Source organism: Pollutimonas nitritireducens, assembly GCF_002849615.1.
Taxonomy (GTDB): Bacteria; Pseudomonadota; Gammaproteobacteria; order Burkholderiales; family Burkholderiaceae_B; genus Pollutimonas; species Pollutimonas nitritireducens.
In genome coordinates this window covers 142918-160536 of sequence record NZ_PDNV01000004.1, presented here as the reverse complement: position 1 = coordinate 160536, position 17619 = coordinate 142918, and the positions used below count along the sequence as shown (strand labels likewise).

Genomic DNA, 17619 nt, shown 5'->3' with positions numbered 1-17619 from the left:
ACCATGGGCGTTATCTCCTCACGTACACACCTGGATTGGCTGGAATCCGAAGCTGTCTACATATTGCGCGAGGTGGCGGCGGAGTGTGAACGTCCCGTCTTGCTATTCTCCGGCGGCAAGGATTCGGTTGTCCTGCTGCGCCTCGCGCAAAAAGCATTCCATCCCGCCGGCATACCATTTCCCCTTCTGCACGTGGATACGGGACACAACTTCGACGAGGTCATCGCGTTTCGGGACCGGCACGTTTCCGAGCTGGGCGCGGAGCTTATCGTGCGCAATGTCCAGGACTCCATCGAGCGTGGAACGGTCGTAATGCGCCGCGAGAACGACTCGCGCAATACGGCCCAGGCCACGACGCTGCTCGAAGCCATCGAAGAATTCGGATTCGATGCCTGCATGGGCGGGGCGCGCCGCGATGAAGAAAAGGCCAGGGCCAAGGAGCGGGTGTTTTCGTTCCGGAACGAGTTTGGGCAGTGGGATCCCAAGGCGCAACGCCCCGAGCTGTGGAACTTGTTCAATACCAAGGTACACCCCGGCGAAAACATGCGGGTCTTTCCAATATCCAACTGGACGGAACTCGATGTATGGCAGTACATCGCGCGTGAGAAGCTGAACCTGCCCTCCATTTATTATGCGCACCAACGGGAAATCGTCAGGCGCAACGGACTGCTGGTACCTGTCACACCGATCACGCCACCACGAGTCAATGAAAAAATCGAGACGACCACCGTACGGTTTCGCACGGTAGGCGATATTTCCTGCACATGCCCGGTGGAGTCCGCGGCAGACAGCCCGCAGGCCATTATTGCCGAGACAGCCATCAGTACCATCACGGAACGTGGTGCAACCCGCATGGACGATCAAACCTCCGAGGCTTCCATGGAGCGTCGGAAAAAGCAGGGGTATTTCTAATGAATGCAGTAAATGAGTCCTGGATATCCGCGATCGATACCGGCGTGCTGCGCCTTATTACAGCCGGTTCAGTCGATGACGGGAAGTCCACGCTGATCGGCCGTCTGCTGTATGACAGCAAGGGAGTATTCGCGGATCAACTCGCCGCCATTACGCGCTCCAAATACAAGCGCGTTGCCGCCAGCGACATCGACTTGTCCTTGCTGACCGACGGGTTGGAGGCCGAGCGCGAGCAGGGCATTACCATCGATGTGGCGTATCGCTACTTTGCCACGCCTTTGCGCAAGTTCATCGTGGCCGATGCGCCCGGCCACGAGCAATACACGCGCAATATGGTTACCGGGGCATCCACGGCCGAAGTGGCGATCATACTTATCGATGCCACGCGCGTGCACGATGGGAAGTTGCTTGCTCAAACCAGGCGGCATAGCGCCCTGGCTCATTTGCTCGGTTTGCAGCATATCGTCGTGGCGGTCAATAAAATGGATCTGGTCGACTGGGATGAAAAGGTGTTCGAGCGCATACGCGCCGCTTATGCCGAACTCGCCGAGCAATTGGGTATGCCGCGTTTCCATATCATTCCCATGTCGGCGCTCAAAGGCGACAACGTCGTGGCAAGCTCCTCGAATACGCCCTGGTATGACGGGCCGCCATTGCTGGGTTTGTTGGAAGGTTTGCCTGCGGCTGCCGGGGTCACGGGAGGCGGGTCACGTTTTTTTGTGCAATGGGTCATCCGCCATGGAGGTCACGACATAAACGATTTTCGCGGCTATGCCGGCCAGTTGGCCGGCGCCACCTTGAGCGTCGGCGACGAGATCAGGGTCCAGCCTTCCACACAGCTAGCCAAAGTGGCGCGGCTCTTGCGCTTCGATGCTGACGTGGATTCCGCCGTGGCAGGCGATACGGTCGTTGTCGTGCTTGATCGCGATCTCGACGTCTCGCGCGGCGACCTCCTTGTGCATTCAGACCAGTCGGTGCGTGTGACCAAAGAGTTCGATGCCGAGCTTTGCTGGCTCGATCAGCAGCCGCTCAGCGCCCAACGCCTGTACTGGCTCAAGCAAGGTACCAAACTGACACAGGCAAGAATCAAAACTGTGCACAGCCGCCGCGACATACACGAATTGCAGCGCGTGGCGGCCAGTGGGGTACTGGAAATGAATGACATCGGCCACGTTACGGTCACCGCCACGGATACGCTGGCTGTGGACGCCTATATCGACTATCCGGTTACCGGTTCCTTTATCTTGATCGATGCCGCCACGCACCAGACCGCTGCCGCGGGCTTGGTGCGCTGACATGCCATGACGGCATAGAACAAGGAAAGTCCGTATTTCAAATAACGGATAGCCGTAGCATAATCGGGCTCAACAACTATATGCCCAAATATTCTACGGAGATACTATTCATGTCTAAACTATTAGGTGGCCTCATGGCTGCGGCTGTGTTCAGCGTGGCTGGATGGGCGCACGCGGCATCGTGGCCAGAGCGCCAGGTCCAGTGGATAGTGCCTTACCCCGCGGGCGGCGGATCGGACGTTATCGCGCGCGTCGTTGGTGCCAGTATTGAGAAAAACCTGGGCCAGACAGTCGTCGTCGAGAACAAGCCTGGCGCAGGCACCATCATTGGCGCCACGTTCGTCCAGGATGCCAAGCCCGATGGGTACACCTTCGGCACGGCCGACTCGGGCACCCTGGCTTACAACCCATGGCTTTACTCTACGCTGCAGTACGATACGGCCAAGTTCACTTATATTGGGGGCCTGGCCCGTTTCCCGCTCATGCTTGCCGTGAACGCGCAATCCCCCTACAAAACGGTGCAGCAACTGATCGATGCGGCCCGTAAAGATCCGGGCAAATTGACTTCAGCCTCGGCGGGCGCCGGCTCCCCGCATCACCTGGCTCTGGAAATGTTCAAGCAGCGTGCCGATGTCCAGATGGTCGACGTTCCCTACAAGGGGGCGGCTCCGGCAATCCAGGACTTGCTCGGCGGGCAAGTCTCTGCCGGATTCGTCGATTCCGCGGCTGGGCTGGCCAATATCAAGGCAGGAAAGCTGCGTGTACTTGCTGTTGCGACACCCAAACGGCTCGCTCTGTTGCCGGATGTACCGACGATGGCTGAAGCCGGAGTCAAAGATTTCACGGCCTACGCCTGGCAAGGTCTTATCGGGCCTGCGGGTATTCCGGATGACGTGGTCGCCAAATTGAACGCCGATCTGCAGGCAGCGTTGAGGTCGGATGTTGTCCAACAGAAAATCACCGCCATGGGCGTGGAACCCATGCCGATGTCGGCCCATGACTTCAAGTCATACGCCGATCTGCAGCGCGAGGAATGGGGCGGCGTGATCAAGGCCGCCGGCATCAAGCTCAATTGAACCGGATAATCCCTACAGACTGTATTGCTTCAATCCGTCCAGGTCCAGGACTTGTACGGCCCCGTATTCCACTTTCAGCAGGTTTGCGGCCTCGAGCGCGCGCAGCGCCTGGTTGGTGCGCTGGCGCGATATGCGGGCAAGGTAGCCAATTTCTTCCTGGGTGATATCCAGCCGCATGCTTTTGCCGGGATAAAGCAAAGGATTAAATAGTTCAGCCAGGCAGCGTGCGACCCGGGCATCCGGCGCCAGCAGCCGGTCGTACTCGGCCTTGCCTATGAACTGGGCAACCCGCTCGTTCAGTTGATGTAGCAAGTACCGGTTGAACGGAATGCTGGTGTCCAGCAGCCAGTCGAAGGTCGCGGCCGGCAGCCGGACGATGGTGCTGGCCCGCAAGGCCACGATATCGTACTTGCGGGCTTCGTTCTTCAGCAACGAACCTTCGCCTATCCAGCCGCCCGAGGGCACGCCCGTCAGCGAAGCGAGCTTGCCGTCTGGTGTACCCACCGATACCTTGACCAGGCCGCTATGCACGCCTATCCATGCATAGGCTTTTTCACCCTTGCGTTCAATCATCGCGCCGGCCGGATACTGCGCAACCGAAACATCTCGTAGTACGCGCTCTTGCTGCTCATGCGTCAGCAAAGACAGCCATGCCGCCGCGTCGTACAGTGAGTCGTTGAGATGCATGAGGATTTACCCTAGAAAATGCGCGAATGTCATATTCATGACAGTTGGAGCGAGTGCAAGGCTATATCTTTACGATAAGCTGAATGACAGCCTCACATAAATATAAGCATAAGCCCTTAAATAAAAGGGGAATGATACTGGCTGAAGGAGACACCGTGGCTCAAAATCTGCCTACACAAAAAATATCCGGGGAAGCCGACACGTTTCCGGCCTTGGTGCTGCACCATGCCCAGGTGCGCGGGGCTCGCCCGGCCATGCGTGAAAAAGACCTCGGAATCTGGCAGACAATAAGCTGGAGCGAACTTTCGCACCAGATGCATGAACTGGCCAGCGGTTTTGCCGCGGTGGGCGTGCAGGCAGGGCAGCACATCGCCATCGTAGGCGAAAATCGGCCGCGTTTGTACCTGTCGATGATGGCCGCACAATGTCTGGGCGCTATTCCGGTGCCACTGTATCAAGACGCGATTGCGGCGGAAATGCTGTATGTGTTTCAGGATGCCGATATCCGTATCGCGATTGTCGAGGACCAGGAGCAGGTCGACAAAATGCTGGAAGTCGCAGAAGACTGCCCGGCCCTGCGCCACGTGGTCTATGACGATCCGCGCGGACTACGCAACTACACCCGTGAGAATCTGTTGTCATTTGACCGCCTGTTGGAAATCGGCCGCGAACATGCTGTCGCCAACCCCGGCTATGTGGATCAAGCCATTGCCGCAGTCAAGCCGGACGATACCGCTGCCATGTTCTACACATCAGGCACGACGGGCAAGCCCAAGGGCGTGGTGCTCACTCATCATGCGCTCATCGATCGGGGGCGCGCCATCCAGGAGCTCGAAAACCTGACGGATCGTGAAGAGGTGCTGGCTTACCTTCCGCCTGCGTGGATTGGCCAGAACATGTTCTCGTATACGCAGTTTCTGGTTACCGGCTTTACGGTCAACCATCCAGAGTCGCCCGACACCGTCTCGATCGACATGCATGACATCGGGCCGACCTATTATTTTGCACCGCCGCGTGTGCTGGAAGGCCTGCTCACCCATGTCATGATCCGCATGGAAGATGCCAGTGCAATCAAACGCAAGCTGTTCCATTCCTTCATGGGCCTCGCGCGCCGGGTCGGTGTGAAAATACTCGACAAGGATCCCTCGGTCGGCGCCTGGGACCGTCTCCGCTACCGAATCGGCGATTTATTCATGTACGGTCCCTTGCGTAACGCACTGGGCATGAGCCGCGTCCGGGTGGCGTATACAGCCGGCGAGGCAATTGGGCCCGACCTGTTCGTGTTCTATCGTTCGATCGGCATCAACCTGAAGCAGCTCTACGGCTCGACCGAAACGTCGGTGTTCGTGTGTGTGCAGTCGGACGGACAAGTGCGTGCCGATACAGTGGGTCCGCCAGTCAAAGGGGTAGAGATACGCGTGGCCGAAAACGGCGAAATACAGGTCAAGAGTCCAGGTCTCTTCAAGGAATACTATCGCAATCCCGAAGCCACCGCGGAATCCTATACCGTCGACGGCTGGTATCACACAGGCGATGCAGGCTACCTCGACACCGACGGGCAGCTGAAGATCATCGATCGTGCCAAGGACGTCGGTAAATTGGCCGACGGCAGTTTGTTCGCGCCCAAATACATTGAAAACAAGCTGAAGTTCTTCCAATACATCAAGGAAGTCGTTGCATTCGGCACGGGAAAATCCATCGTTTGCGCCTTTATCAACATCGACCTGGAAGCGGTTGGCAACTGGGCTGAACGACAGGGCCTGCCTTATGCCGGCTATACCGACCTGGCGCAGAAGCCTGAAGTCTACGAGCTAATCCGCGGCTGCGTCGAAGATGTGAATGCCGACCTGGCGGCCGACCCAAAGCTGTGTGGGTCGCAGGTATCGCGTTTCCTGGTGCTCCACAAGGAACTGGACCCCGACGATGACGAACTTACCCGTACCCGCAAGGTACGACGTGCCTTCATCGCCCAGAAGTACGACGTCCTGGTCCAGGCGCTTTTCCAAGGCAAGCCCAACCAGTTCATCGAAACCGAAGTCAAATTCGAGGACGGCCGTACAGGCATTATTTCGGCAGACCTGAAAATCGCCGAGGCCAGGACGTTTCCGGGCAACACAAGGAAGGCTGCATAATGAGTCAAGCTGCTCGCGATCAACGGATCGGAGACATCATCCTCGATCTGCAAAATATCTCGCTCGCCTTCGGAGGCGTTAAGGCCTTGACCGACATTTCCTTTGATGTGCGCGAACACGAAATCCGCGCCATCATCGGGCCGAACGGCGCGGGTAAAAGCTCCATGCTCAATGTGATAAACGGAGTCTACACTCCGCAACACGGCGAAATTACGCTGGCAGGCAACAAATTCACCAAAATGAATTCCCGGCGTGCGGCCGAGATGGGTATTGCGCGGACTTTCCAGAATCTCGCCCTGTTCAAAGGCATGAGTGTCCTGGACAACATCATGACCGGCCGCAATTTGCGTATGACCAGCGGGATACTGGCCCAGGCTTTCCGCCTGGGCTCGGCCGAACGTGAAGAAATCGCCCACCGTGAGTTTGTCGAAAACCTGATCGATTTTCTTGAAATCCAGGCCTATCGCAAAACGCCGGTGGGGCGCCTGCCATACGGACTGCAAAAACGGGTGGATCTGGGCCGTGCGCTGGCCATGGAGCCGCGCATTCTGTTGCTGGACGAACCCATGGCCGGCATGAACATCGAAGAGAAGCAGGACATGAGCCGTTTCATTCTCGATGTCAACGAAGAATACGGCACCACGATCGTGTTGATCGAGCACGATATGGGTGTGGTCATGGATGTCTCCGACCGGGTGGTGGTCCTGGATTACGGCAAGAAAATCGGCGATGGCATGCCCGATGAGGTCCGCCAGAATCCCGAAGTGATACGCGCCTATCTTGGCGCCAGCCATTAACAAGCCCTAAACAAGGAAGACAGAAATGGCATTTTTCCTGGAAACCCTGTTCGGCGGCCTGATGACGGGCATGCTGTATTCGCTGGTCGCCTTGGGTTTTGTTCTCATTTTCAAGGCATCCGGCGTCTTCAACTTTGCGCAAGGCGCCATGGTACTGATCGCGGCCCTGTCAATGGCGAGGTTCTCCGAATGGATACCGCAGTGGCTTGGTATCGAGAGCCTGATCCTGGCCAATGTGCTTGCCTTCATCATCAGCGGCATTTTCATGTGGCTAATCGCGGTTGCGATCGAGCGCTGGGTATTGCGCTACCTGGTCAACCAGGAGGGCACGACCCTGCTGATGGCAACCATAGGAATCAGCTACTTTCTGGACGGTATGGGTCAGATCATTTTCGGCAGCAGCGTCTACTCCATCGATGTGGGCATGCCCAAGGATCCCGTTTTCATCCTCGAATCGGTTTTCGAGGGTGGAGTATTGATCAGCCTCGAAGACCTGACGGCGGCAGCGGTGTCGGCATTGCTGGTTGCCGTGCTGGCGGTGTTCTTTCAGTACACATCCGTTGGCCGGGCCCTGCGCGCCGTGGCCGACGATCACCAGGCAGCGCAATCCATCGGCATACCCTTGAATCGAATCTGGGTGGTCGTGTGGACTGTCGCAGGCATTGTCGCACTGGTCGCCGGCATTATCTGGGGATCCAAGTTCGGTGTCCAGTTCACCCTGTCAACCGCCGCCTTGCGCGCCTTGCCCGTCGTCATCCTGGGTGGCCTCACGTCGGTGCCCGGAGCGATTGTCGGCGGCCTGATTATCGGCGTCGGCGAAAAGCTCTCGGAGGTATATGTGGGCCCGTTCGTCGGCGGCGGCATCGAGATCTGGTTTGCCTATGTGCTGGCGCTCGTGTTCCTGCTATTTCGCCCGCAAGGACTGTTTGGTGAAAAAATCATTGACCGCGTTTAATGATTTAACTGAAAGAAGACTGGATACCCATTATGTTTTATCGTGAAAACGGTCAGTTCAAAAGCACTTACCGGGCCGATCAACAGATCTTCCCCATACGCCAGGATCGTTTCTTCATCTTGCTGGTGCTGCTTGTTGCCTTTTTGCTGATTCCGCTGCTTGCGTCAAACTATTTCCTGCAAGCCATCCTGATTCCGTTTCTGATCCTGTCGCTCGCTGCCATAGGCTTGAATATTCTGGTGGGGTATTGCGGACAGATCTCCATAGGATCGGGCGCCTTCATGGCCGTGGGCGCTTATGCCGCCTGGAATTTTGGTGTACGGATGCCGGCCACGCCGCTGGTTGTGCAGATACTGCTGGGCGGCGTCTTCGCCACACTGGTCGGCGTCGTCTTTGGCGTGCCCAGTCTTCGTATCCGTGGACTCTACCTGGCTGTCACGACACTGGCGGCGCAGTTCTTCGTCGACTGGGCCTTTCTGCGCATTCCATTCTTCACGAATTATTCATCTTCCGGCAATGTGTCGGTGCCTGCGCTCGAAGCATTCGGCCTGCCGGTGCAAACTCCCGTGCAGCGTTATTTGTTCGTCCTCATTTTTGTGGCGGTCTTTGCATTGTTGGCCAAGAATCTGGTGCGAGGCGCGATCGGGCGGCAATGGATGGCAATACGCGACATGGACGTCGCCGCGTCGGTTATCGGAATTCGCCCCATATACGCCAAACTCACCGCCTTCGCGGTGAGCTCTTTCATTATCGGGGTGGCCGGGGCGTTATGGGCGTATATACATCTGGGCTCCTGGGAGCCGCTGGCATTCGATCTCAACCGGTCGTTGCAGTTGCTGTTCATCGTCATTATCGGCGGACTGGGTTCCATAGTGGGCAGCTTCTTCGGAGCCGCTTTCATGGTGCTGGTGCCGGTATTCCTGACCAACGTTCCGCATATGTTCGGCATACCGCTGGCCGTGGATACGGCTTCGCACATCGAGCACATGGTGTTTGGCGGGCTTATCGTCTTTTTCCTGATCGTCGAGCCTCACGGATTGGCGCGGCTCTGGAGCATAGGCAAGGAGAAGCTCCGTATCTGGCCATTCCCCCATTGAACGGAAATTGACGGACAACACGAATCAGTAAGCTCGGCTGGCTATTTTGACCATGCCGAATCACAAACGGTGCACACAGACACCATCAGGAGGACTTGGAGATGACACGTTCATTTAAATTGGCCGCAGCCCTTATTGCTGTGGCGGGCACGCTGGCGACGGCATCCTTGCCGGCAGCCGCCGCCGAAGAACAATTCGTACCGTTACTGGCATATCGCACCGGTTCGTTTGCTCCGCTGGGTATCCCATGGGCCGATGGCAAAATGGATTACCTGAAGCTGGTCAACGAGCGCGATGGCGGTGTCAATGGGGTCAAGATCGTCTACGAGGAATGTGAAACCGCTTATGCCACGGATCGCGGCGTAGAGTGTTACGAGCGCCTGAAGAACAAGAGCGGTGGCGCGTCCGGTTTCGATACCCAGTCCACCGGCATCACCTTCGCACTGACTGATAAGGCAATCGTCGACGGTTTCACCATTGAAACCGTTGGCTACGGCCTGTCGCAGTCCGCAGACGGTTCAGTCTTCAAATGGAATTTCCCGCTGCTGGGAACTTACTGGACGGCGGCAGATGTCATGATCCAGGATATCGCAAAGAAGGTCGGGGGCGAAGACAAGCTTAAGGGCAAGAAGATCGCGCTGGTGTATCACGACTCGCCTTATGGCAAAGAGCCAATCGCACTGTTGCAGGCGCGCGCCAAGTCCAACGGTTTCGATTTGCAGCTGTATCCGGTCACAGCTCCGGGCGTCCAGCAGAAATCCACGTGGTTGCAAATTCGCCAGAGCAAGCCCGACTTCCTGTTGTTGTGGAGCGCCGGCATCATGACGCCTACGGCAATACGCGAAGCGCAGGCCGTAGGGTACCCACGCGACAAGATGTACGGCATCTGGTGGGCCAGTTCCGAGAACGACGTCCAGGACCTGGGTGCTGTTGCGAAAGGCTATAACGGCATTACGATCCACAATAGTGCCGATCACGGCCGGGTGCACGAAGACTTGAAAAAACATGTCTATGACAAGGGCCAGGGTACGGATACCAATGGCAAATATGTGGGCACCATTGCCCACACGCGCGGCATGATGATCTCGATGCTGCAGGTCGAAGCCATACGCACCGCCCAGGAAAAGTATGGCAAGGGCAAGCATATGACACCCGAGCAGGTCCGTTGGGGCTTCGAGAACCTCAACATTACCAAGGAACGCCTCGAGGAACTCGGCTTTGCCAAGCTGATGCGGCCTGTGAAGACGTCCTGCAAAAACCACATGGGCGACGACTGGGCGCGCATCATCCAGTGGAATGGCACGAAGTTCGACATCGTGTCGGACTGGTACCAGTCTGACAAGAAGTTCGTGGATCCACTGGTGAAAGAGCTGGCCGCCAAGTACGCATCCGAGAAGAAACTCGAAACGCGTAATTGCGACGCCTCGTAAGGTGTGAAGCACCCGGCCGCGCTATGCTGAGCGGCCGGGACGAACCGATTGCAGGGAATAACATATGAATGCAAGTGTCGAGGCCGCCGTCCCCAGGATTCTCCTGAATGTGAACGGAATCGAGGTCATATACAACCACGTGATCCTGGTGCTCAAGGGTGTTTCGCTGTGCGTGCCCGAAGGCAAGATCGTGGCGCTGCTCGGCGCGAACGGCGCTGGCAAAACGACGACCCTGCGCGCCGTATCCAACCTGCTCAAGGCCGAGCGTGGCGACGTGACCAAGGGAAATATCGACTACCGGGGCGAACGGATTGAACGCCTTACGCCTGCTGAACTGGTCAAGCGAGGCGTGGTGCAGGTTATGGAAGGACGGCATTGTTTTGCCCACCTCACCATAGAAGAGAACCTGCTCACAGGCGCCTATACGCGAAAGATCAGCCGAGGTGAATTAAACGCTTCGCTGGACAAGGTCTACCAGTATTTTCCACGGCTCAAGCAGCGCCGTAGCAGCCAGTCCGGATACACCTCGGGAGGCGAGCAGCAAATGACGGCTATCGGGCGTGCCCTGATGGCCAATCCCAACATGATCCTGCTTGACGAACCGTCCATGGGCCTGGCCCCGCAGATCGTCGAGGAAATTTTTGAAATCGTTCGCGACCTGAATCAGCGCGAAGGCGTCAGCTTCTTGTTGGCAGAACAGAATACCAACATTGCCCTGCGTTATGCCGACTACGGTTATATCCTGGAAAACGGACGCGTCATGATGGACGGAGCCGCCAAGGCCCTGGCCGAGAATGAAGACGTCAAAGAGTTTTATCTGGGCGTATCGAGCGGCGAGCGCAAGAGCTTCCGCGACAATAAGTTCTATCGGCGGCGCAAACGCTGGCTCGCCTAAAGGCAAGACTGATCATGAATACCTATTTCGAGGAACGCGAACGGGCACCCGCGTCCGAGCGCGAGCAGTCATTGTTAAGCCGTCTGCTACCAGCGCTGGAAGCGGCACGCGAACGCGCCCCCGCCATTGCACGCCAGTTGCAAAATGTAGATGTTGGTAGTGTCCGGGACCGGCAGGGTCTTTCCCGGATTCCTGTAGTTCGCAAGAGTGAGTTGCTGCAGGCCCAGCTTGCGATGCGGCAAGGCAGTGGCGCTGCGAAATTGCCGCCCGTCAGCCGGATCTTCGGCGGTTTTTCCGCCATCGGGTGGGGAGAGGCCGTGCGCGTCTTTGCATCTCCCGGCCCGATCTATGAACCGGAGAGCAAGCGTCCCGACTACTGGGGCTTTGCCCGGGCGCTTTATGCCGCCGGTTTTCGTCCGGGAGAGCTCGTCCACAACTGTTTCTCATACCACTTCACGCCGGCCGGTTCAATGATGGAAACGGCGGCGCACGCCCTGGGCTGCACGGTCTTCCCTGGTGGGGTCGGCCAGACGGAGCAACAAGTGCAGGCCATTGCCGACCTGGCGCCGGCGGGCTACACCGGCACGCCCAGCTTTTTGAAGCTCATACTGCAGAAAGCGGACGACATGGGCATGAGGCTGCCATCCATTACGCGGGCCTTGTTTTCCGGTGAGGCCTTTCCGCCCTCACTGTGCCAGTGGTTTGCAGATCGGGGTATTGCCGGGTATCAGGCATACGGCAGCGCCGATCTGGGCATGATTGCCTATGAAACATCGGCGCGAGAAGGCTTGGTGGTCAATGAAGACATCATCCTTGAAATCGTGCGGCCGGGCAGTGATCAGCCGTTGCCGGCTGGCGAAGTGGGCGAGGTCGTCGTCACCACACTGAACCCCGACTATCCCCTGCTGCGCTTTGGCACCGGTGATCTATCGGCGATCATGGCGGGCCCGTCCCCCTGCGGACGCACGAATGTCCGTATCAAGGGCTGGATGGGGCGTGCCGACCAGACCACGAAAGTCAGGGGAATGTTCGTGCATCCCGGCCAGATCGAACAGGTGATCAAACGGCATGCCGACATCAGCAAGGCCAGACTCGAGGTAAGCGGCAAGATCGGCAGCGACGTCATGGTGTTGAAGGTCGAAAGCGCCACGCCGCCACCTGAGCTTGCCGTGAAGGTCGCCGAGTCCGTGCGCGAATTGACCAAGCTGCGGGCCGATGTCGTGGTGGTCGGGCCGGGCAGCCTGCCTAATGACGGCAAGGTGATCGATGATATACGGAATTACGACTAAGTTTATTCATTTTGCGTTGATCTATTGCAGTAAGATGCCAAAAATGAAGTTCGATACTTATCGTAAGGGGAGTGTTATGCGCAAATTCAAATACGTCGGCCGCGGCATGGTTGGGGGCGCCTTAGCCGGGGGCGCCCTGGCTGTGCTGGCGGGCATGCCGCTGGCTCATGCCGATACACTGGATGTGGTCAAGGAACGCGGCGTGGTGCAATGTGGGGTGACGACCGGATTCGCGGGCTTTTCCGCTCCCGATGCAAAAGGCGTATGGCATGGCCTGGACATTGATGTGTGCCGTGCCGTCGCTGCGGCCGCGCTGGGCGATGCGTCCAAGTTCAAAGCCGTTCCGCTGAACGCGCAGCAGCGGTTCACTGCATTGCAATCCGGCGAAATCGACCTGCTGGCACGCAATACGACGGTGACCCAGCAGCGCGATACCGCGCTCGGCGCCATACACGCAGGTATCAACTTCTACGATGGACAGGGCTTTCTGGTATCCAAGGCGCTCGGCGTAAAAAGCGCCAAAGAAATCAATGGCGCGACGGTCTGCATGCAGACCGGTACGTCCAACGAAAACACTATGGCCGATTGGGCGCGCGCGAACAACGTCAGCTACAAGCCTGTCGTCATCGAGCAGTTCAATGAAGTGGTGAATGCCTTCGCGGCGGGACGCTGCGACGTATTCACCACCGATGCGTCGGGCCTTGCATCCATTCGCATCTCGAAGCTCAGCAACCCGGACGACTATGTCGTCCTGCCCGAGATCATCTCCAAAGAACCGCTGGGGCCCTTCGTGCGGCAGGGCGATGACCGGTGGCTCAATCTGGTGAAGTGGTCCTTGCACGCCATGGTCGGGGCTGAAGAGCTGGGCGTCACCGCGTCGAACGTGGATGAACAGCTGAAAAGCAAGAACCCGAATATACAGCGCTTGCTGGGCGTGACGGCCGGAGCGGGAAAGAATCTGGGCGTCGATGAAAAATGGGCATACGACATCATCAAGCAAGTCGGAAACTATGGCGAAAGCTTTGATCGCAATGTCGGCCAGGGCAGCCCCTTGAAGATTCAGCGTGGTTTGAATGCGCAATGGACCGACGGCGGGTTGATGTACGCTTTGCCAGTGCGTTAACCCGTCCGTGCAGTGCTGTTCGACAGAACGAGAAAAGCGTGGCCTGAAGCCACGCTTTTTCAATTCCAGTTCGGGTTGGTGTGCTGTTTGTCTCTTTCGATTATTCAAGCAAACCAACGGCACACACAACAGGGTGTTATTCGACCGAGATATTGGCCGACTTGATCACCTTGGCCCATTTTTCCGTTTCGCTCTGGATGAACGCCGCGAATTCTTCCGGCGTGCCGCCGGCCGATTGGCCACCGGTTGCTTCGAATGCTTTCTGGACTTCCGGTTTCTTCAATATATTGTTGAAGGCCGAATTGAGCTTCTGGATGATTGCGTCCGGCGTACCGGCTGGGGCAATGACGCCTTGCCAGTTATACGACTCAAAACCGGGCAGACCCGATTCCGCCATGGTCGGGACATCCGGCAGCAGGGCCAGTCGCTTCGCGCTGGTGACGGCCAATGGGTGCACCTTCTTGGCCTGGATTGCGGGCATGGCGGCATAGCCCATTTCAAACATCATGTCGATATGGCCTGCCATCAGGTCGGTTGCCGCGGGGGCTCCACCCTTGTATGGTACGTGGGACAGTTTCAGGCCGGCTTCAGAGGCAAACAGCTCGCCCGACAAGTGGTGCGCACCACCGACGCCAGAGGAGCCGAAGGTGAGATGGCCCGGATCTTTCTTGGCCAGCTCAATGAGGTCCTTAACGGTTTTCACGGGAACCTGGTTGTTCACGCTGAGAATTAACGGGCTTTCTTCTACCAGAATGACGGGGGCAAGATCCTTTTGAACGTTATAGGTCACGTTCTTGGCCATCAAGGTCGGGTTTACCGATAGGGGAGCAAGATTGCCGCTGCCTATGGTGTAGCCGTCCGGCTTGGATTTGGCGATGAACGCAGTGCCAATCACGCCGCCGGCACCCGCCTTGTTCTCAACGACAACGGATGTCTTGAGTTCATCAGCGAGTTCGCGCGCGAGCAGGCGCATGCGTGTGTCGGCAAAACCGCCCGCGGCGTAAGGAACGACAAAGGAGATGGGTTTGGATGGCCACGCATCATCGGCATGGGACAATCCGGGCGCTGCGACGGCGACAAGCGTGCCGACCAGGGCGGCGACGCCCATTTTTTTCAAGAGGATCATTTTGTTCTCGGGATAAGGATGTTCAAGGCACAAGTAGTGTGCTTTCGGGATTGTAAGCCGAAAGACTTTTACTTCTGGCGGCGGTAGACCAATGCGATGCGTGCGAAGGCCACTTGCAGCTCGCGGGTGCCGGCCTGGAACACAACCGGCCGTCCTTTCCCTGTAAAGCAAACCAGCCGTTTGGATGCCACCAAGGGAATGAATTTTGCGAACTGGATATCTTCCCAGGCGATTTCACGCTGCGTGATCCAGGTCTGTTCAATACCCTTGTGCGTTATGCGTGTCTCTGAGACCAGCATATATCGCGCAAGTACCAGAAGTGCGACAAAGCACAGCAATATGCTGCCCGCAACCATCGGGCTAACCGTCTTTCCGGTGGGACCGGCGGCGACCTGCATAATCATCAAGCCGATGAAGGCGAGGATCAGCCAGGCCAGTATTTTGATCCATCTGGGCCATGCAACGCCTCGCAAGGGAAGGGGTCCGATGGCCTCGAAAAGTTCGGACCGCTCTTCTTCGCTGGGAGCGTGTTGTGTTGAAAATAACATTGAAGCCTGTGGTTATCCCGGGATGGTGCGCAGCGGCGGCTTCAGGCGGCCTTGCGCGCAGCTAGGGCGTTGCCTGCGCGACTGGAGGACTTGTGACCAATATGGCTGGATATCCATTGTCCAATATCGACGACTGCATCAAGATCGATTCCTGTGTCGATATCCAGGCCGCGGAGCATGTATAGCACATCTTCGGTGGCGACATTCCCCGTCGCCCCTTTGGCGTAGGGGCAACCGCCCAGTCCCGCGACTGATGCATGAAATATCGATATGCCCGCTTGCATGGCGGCCAGTATGTTGGCCAGTGACTGGCCGTAGGTATCATGAAAGTGCCCTGCCACGCGTGATGGTTCGACGACTTCGGTGACGGCGCGCATGACTTGTTCGACACGTGCGGCGGTACCGACACCAATGGTATCGGCGACATCGATTTCGTCGCAGCCCAGTGCCAACATACGTCTTGCCACGTCGACTACCGCGCCGATCGGCACTTCGCCTTGATAGGGACAGCCCAGCGAGCAGCTGATGCTGGCCCGCAAACGCAGCCCCGCCGATTTGGCCGCTTGGGCCACTGGTTCGAAGCGGGCGATCGATTCGGCAATGGAGCAGTTGATATTCTTCTGGGAAAACGCTTCGCTGGCCGCACCGAAAATCACGACTTCATCCATGCCGGCGGCCAGTGCCGCGTCGAAGCCCTTCAGGTTGGGCGTGAGCGCTGAATAGATAGTGCCGGGCCTGCGCTGTATGCCGGCCATGACGTCGGCGCCGTCGGCCATTTGAGGCACCCATTTCGGTGAAACGAACGAGACAGCTTCGATGTTCGGGAAACCCGCGGCGGACAGGCGATTGATGAGCTCGATCTTTACCGAGGTGGGGATGAATTCTTTTTCATTTTGCAACCCGTCGCGTGGAGACACTTCGACGATTTTTACTTTAGTGGGCAAAGACATGGGAACATTCCTTGGTATGGTTGCATGCGATAGCCGCTATCATAAAACGAGTCTGGCGCAGTGGCATCTTCAACGGCGCTGGAAACAGCCGCCGTCCAGCCTGACGACCAGGTCCTGCAGCTCAAGCTCCAGAAGATTGGCTATCAGCTCGGACATGTCGATCTGGCTTCTTTCCTGCAGGGTGTCCAGATTGACCGGATCATACCCCAGTGCATCCAGCACCCGGTAACCGGCCGGGCTGGCTTTGGCTATCTTGCGCACAGACCGCCCCTTTGCCGGCACCGCTGCCGCTGCAACGCCGGATGAGCCCAGTTCTTCGCGGATGTCCTCCGCCGATTCGACCAGCTTTGCGCCCTGCCGAATCAAGGCATGACAGCCTCGCGACAAGGGAGAGTGGATAGAGCCGGGAATGGCAAAGACTTCGCGACCCATTTCGGAGGCGAGCCTGGCAGTAATAAGCGATCCGCTTTGCCGGGCGGCTTCGACGACCAGTACCCCTTTGGCTATACCGGCCACCAGCCGGTTGCGCTTGGGAAACTGATAGGGAAGCGCGCGTGTTCCGAGAGGGAATTCAGATAGGAGGACGCCGTCCTGCGCAATCTGGTGGGCCAGTTGCAGGTTGCGTGCCGGATAGACGATGTCTATGCCGGTGCCGAGTATGGCGATGGTTCCGCCGCCGGTTGGCCCGGCCAACAAGGCGCCCTGGTGAGCCGCCGTGTCGATGCCCAGGGCAAGACCGCTGGCGATGCACCATCCTTGTTCGGCCAGATGCCGGGCGAACGCGCTGGCATTGTCAACGCCGCCCGCACTGGCATTGCGCGCGCCGACGATGGAAATGATGGGCTTGCCGAGGTGTGCGGGATTGCCATTGATATAGAGCAGCAGCGGCGGATCGTGGATATCAAGCAGGGAGGGGGGGTAGGACGAATCAGCCAGCGTCAGTATGTGATGATTGGGTTGCTGGCACCATGCGAGGGTGTTCTGTATGGCCTGCTGAGTCTCGTCGCTGGCCTCGTTTCGAAGCTGTCTTGCCATGTCGTGGGGCACGAACTTGCTGAGCGACGCCGCCGGGAGCGCATAAATTTCTTGAGGCAATCCTATGGCAGCCAGCAGGCTGCGGGCCTGGGCGGGACCCAGCCCGGGTTCCAGCGACAGCCGTATCCAGGCGCTGAGTTCGTCGGTCGATAATGTGGGGTGCATGCGTTAGTGTGGCATAAGGCAAACATAAACGGGCGACAGTATGCAGCGAAAAGTCATAGGGGAACATGCCGTCAAGCCGCAAGCGAGGTCCCGCTGCGGTGTTTCAA

General features: G+C 57.8%; 16 protein-coding genes. 11 read left to right on the top strand and 5 right to left on the bottom strand.

Annotated features, from left to right (window positions below):
* Positions 1-3: 3 nt before the first annotated feature.
* From cysD to CR155_RS07105, 3 genes are all read left to right on the top strand, one after another.
* The gene (gene cysD / locus CR155_RS07115; RefSeq protein WP_102069474.1) at positions 4-912 is read left to right on the top strand and encodes a sulfate adenylyltransferase subunit CysD; all 909 of its coding nucleotides are present in this window, start codon (positions 4-6) and stop codon (positions 910-912) included.
* Positions 912-2207: a sulfate adenylyltransferase subunit 1 gene (locus CR155_RS07110; protein WP_102069302.1), complete on the top strand. Its 1296-nt coding sequence runs from the start codon at positions 912-914 to the stop codon at positions 2205-2207. Before cysD ends, CR155_RS07110 begins: the two co-directional genes overlap by 1 nt.
* A 110-nt stretch (positions 2208-2317) precedes the next feature.
* On the top strand, positions 2318-3283 hold the full coding sequence (locus tag CR155_RS07105) for a Bug family tripartite tricarboxylate transporter substrate binding protein (RefSeq protein ID WP_102069301.1): 966 nt from the start codon (positions 2318-2320) through the stop codon (positions 3281-3283).
* Between the two features lie 12 nt (positions 3284-3295).
* Here the strand turns inward: CR155_RS07105 and CR155_RS07100 are convergent, their stop codons facing one another.
* Positions 3296-3970, bottom strand: coding sequence for a Crp/Fnr family transcriptional regulator (locus CR155_RS07100; RefSeq protein WP_102069300.1), 675 nt, complete (start codon positions 3968-3970; stop codon positions 3296-3298).
* A 155-nt stretch (positions 3971-4125) separates the two neighbouring features.
* On the opposite strand from CR155_RS07100, the gene CR155_RS07095 reads away from it, so the two are divergent.
* The 8 genes from CR155_RS07095 (at position 4126) to CR155_RS07060 (ending at position 13688) form a co-directional block, all read left to right on the top strand.
* Positions 4126-6102, top strand: a complete 1977-nt coding sequence (locus CR155_RS07095) for an AMP-dependent synthetase/ligase (RefSeq protein WP_102069473.1) — start codon at positions 4126-4128, stop codon at positions 6100-6102.
* Positions 6102-6899: an ABC transporter ATP-binding protein gene (locus CR155_RS07090; protein WP_102069299.1), complete on the top strand. Its 798-nt coding sequence runs from the start codon at positions 6102-6104 to the stop codon at positions 6897-6899. Before CR155_RS07095 ends, CR155_RS07090 begins: the two co-directional genes overlap by 1 nt.
* Positions 6900-6924: 25 nt before the next feature.
* Positions 6925-7854, top strand: a complete 930-nt coding sequence (locus CR155_RS07085) for a branched-chain amino acid ABC transporter permease (RefSeq protein WP_102069298.1) — start codon at positions 6925-6927, stop codon at positions 7852-7854.
* Positions 7855-7886: 32 nt separating this feature from the next.
* Positions 7887-8951 (top strand): branched-chain amino acid ABC transporter permease, encoded by a 1065-nt coding sequence (locus tag CR155_RS07080; protein ID WP_102069297.1) that lies wholly within the window; start codon positions 7887-7889, stop codon positions 8949-8951.
* 95 nt (positions 8952-9046) lie between these two features.
* Positions 9047-10381 (top strand): ABC transporter substrate-binding protein, encoded by a 1335-nt coding sequence (locus tag CR155_RS07075; RefSeq protein ID WP_102069296.1) that lies wholly within the window; start codon positions 9047-9049, stop codon positions 10379-10381.
* Between the two features lie 64 nt (positions 10382-10445).
* The gene (locus CR155_RS07070) at positions 10446-11276 is read left to right on the top strand and encodes an ABC transporter ATP-binding protein (protein ID WP_102069295.1); all 831 of its coding nucleotides are present in this window, start codon (positions 10446-10448) and stop codon (positions 11274-11276) included.
* Between the two features lie 14 nt (positions 11277-11290).
* Positions 11291-12565 (top strand): phenylacetate--CoA ligase family protein, encoded by a 1275-nt coding sequence (locus tag CR155_RS07065; RefSeq protein WP_102069294.1) that lies wholly within the window; start codon positions 11291-11293, stop codon positions 12563-12565.
* Positions 12566-12671: 106 nt separating this feature from the next.
* Positions 12672-13688: an amino acid ABC transporter substrate-binding protein gene (locus CR155_RS07060; protein ID WP_102069472.1), complete on the top strand. Its 1017-nt coding sequence runs from the start codon at positions 12672-12674 to the stop codon at positions 13686-13688.
* Positions 13689-13824: 136 nt separating this feature from the next.
* Here CR155_RS07060 and CR155_RS07055 read toward each other — a convergent pair whose 3' ends face one another.
* The 4 genes from CR155_RS07055 to dprA form a co-directional block, all read right to left on the bottom strand.
* Entirely contained in the window at positions 13825-14814 is a 990-nt protein-coding gene (locus CR155_RS07055; RefSeq protein WP_233213985.1) for a Bug family tripartite tricarboxylate transporter substrate binding protein, read from the bottom strand.
* Between the two features lie 68 nt (positions 14815-14882).
* Entirely contained in the window at positions 14883-15362 is a 480-nt protein-coding gene (locus CR155_RS07050; RefSeq protein ID WP_102069293.1) for a hypothetical protein, read from the bottom strand.
* A gap of 41 nt (positions 15363-15403) precedes the next feature.
* A complete protein-coding gene (locus tag CR155_RS07045) occupies positions 15404-16312 on the bottom strand; it encodes a hydroxymethylglutaryl-CoA lyase (protein ID WP_102069292.1) in 909 nt (302 codons plus the stop codon).
* A gap of 69 nt (positions 16313-16381) precedes the next feature.
* A complete protein-coding gene (gene dprA / locus CR155_RS07040; RefSeq protein WP_102069291.1) occupies positions 16382-17512 on the bottom strand; it encodes a DNA-processing protein DprA in 1131 nt (376 codons plus the stop codon).
* Between the last annotated feature and the right edge of the window lie 107 nt (positions 17513-17619).

What these genes read in the sequence shown, in the direction of transcription:
- cysD (WP_102069474.1), top strand. Translation starts at nt 4, where the DNA reads ATGGGCGTTATCTCCTCACGTACACACCTGGATTGGCTGGAATCCGAA.
- CR155_RS07110 (WP_102069302.1), top strand. Translation starts at nt 912, where the DNA reads ATGAATGCAGTAAATGAGTCCTGGATATCCGCGATCGATACCGGCGTG.
- CR155_RS07105 (WP_102069301.1), top strand. Translation starts at nt 2,318, where the DNA reads ATGTCTAAACTATTAGGTGGCCTCATGGCTGCGGCTGTGTTCAGCGTG.
- CR155_RS07100 (WP_102069300.1), bottom strand. Translation starts at nt 3,970, where the DNA reads ATGCATCTCAACGACTCACTGTACGACGCGGCGGCATGGCTGTCTTTG.
- CR155_RS07090 (WP_102069299.1), top strand. Translation starts at nt 6,102, where the DNA reads ATGAGTCAAGCTGCTCGCGATCAACGGATCGGAGACATCATCCTCGAT.
- CR155_RS07085 (WP_102069298.1), top strand. Translation starts at nt 6,925, where the DNA reads ATGGCATTTTTCCTGGAAACCCTGTTCGGCGGCCTGATGACGGGCATG.
- CR155_RS07080 (WP_102069297.1), top strand. Translation starts at nt 7,887, where the DNA reads ATGTTTTATCGTGAAAACGGTCAGTTCAAAAGCACTTACCGGGCCGAT.
- CR155_RS07070 (WP_102069295.1), top strand. Translation starts at nt 10,446, where the DNA reads ATGAATGCAAGTGTCGAGGCCGCCGTCCCCAGGATTCTCCTGAATGTG.
- CR155_RS07065 (WP_102069294.1), top strand. Translation starts at nt 11,291, where the DNA reads ATGAATACCTATTTCGAGGAACGCGAACGGGCACCCGCGTCCGAGCGC.
- CR155_RS07060 (WP_102069472.1), top strand. Translation starts at nt 12,672, where the DNA reads ATGGTTGGGGGCGCCTTAGCCGGGGGCGCCCTGGCTGTGCTGGCGGGC.
- CR155_RS07055 (WP_233213985.1), bottom strand. Translation starts at nt 14,814, where the DNA reads ATGATCCTCTTGAAAAAAATGGGCGTCGCCGCCCTGGTCGGCACGCTT.
- CR155_RS07050 (WP_102069293.1), bottom strand. Translation starts at nt 15,362, where the DNA reads ATGTTATTTTCAACACAACACGCTCCCAGCGAAGAAGAGCGGTCCGAA.
- CR155_RS07045 (WP_102069292.1), bottom strand. Translation starts at nt 16,312, where the DNA reads ATGTCTTTGCCCACTAAAGTAAAAATCGTCGAAGTGTCTCCACGCGAC.
- dprA (WP_102069291.1), bottom strand. Translation starts at nt 17,512, where the DNA reads ATGCACCCCACATTATCGACCGACGAACTCAGCGCCTGGATACGGCTG.